The organism is Rhizobacter sp. P3_B12 (genome assembly GCF_056402895.1).
The window spans coordinates 1-506 of the sequence record NZ_JBFUGN010001804.1 but is presented as its reverse complement, the minus strand read 5'-3'; the positions used below and the strand labels follow the sequence as shown (position 1 = coordinate 506).

Sequence of the window (506 nt, the reverse complement as noted above, 5' to 3'; positions counted from 1 at the left end):
GGACCACCGCCAAGATCGCGGCGATCCGTGCGCTGTCGGAAGTCACGGCGGCCCATGTGCGAGCCCGGCTTCCGAAGATCTACAGCCGCGAGCTGGTCGACGTCATCTTCGAACAACCGTATTGCCGCATCGCCAACCTGATCGACAAGGATGTCGCGCAACGCCAGGCTGCGTCTCGCTACCTGAAGGCTCTCGTCAAGGTTGGCGTACTGAGAGAGATTCACGCCGGCAAGGAGCGGCTATTCATCCACCCGCGCCTGCTGCGCCTGCTGGCGGATGACACCAACCGCGTCGACCCCTACCCGGCCGCGGCGGAACTCAAGGCGCCTGCATGATGGTGCGGGTGCTGGACGTCGTACATTGACGATCCACGCCGTACCGAGTCGCGTCCGGATGGAAATTCACACACGGGTTCAAGGGGAGGATGGATGGAACTTTTCAAATTGAAGATGGTGGGGGCGATGTTGGCGTTTGGCATCGCAAGTCCCGTAGGGGCAGCCCAGGGC

At 62.5% G+C, this 506-nt stretch carries 1 pseudogene; it reads left to right on the top strand.

Features of this window, described 5'->3' with window-relative positions:
• Positions 1-335: pseudogene (locus AC1D01_RS38325) on the top strand (Fic family protein); the annotation flags it as partial.
• Between the last annotated feature and the right edge of the window lie 171 nt (positions 336-506).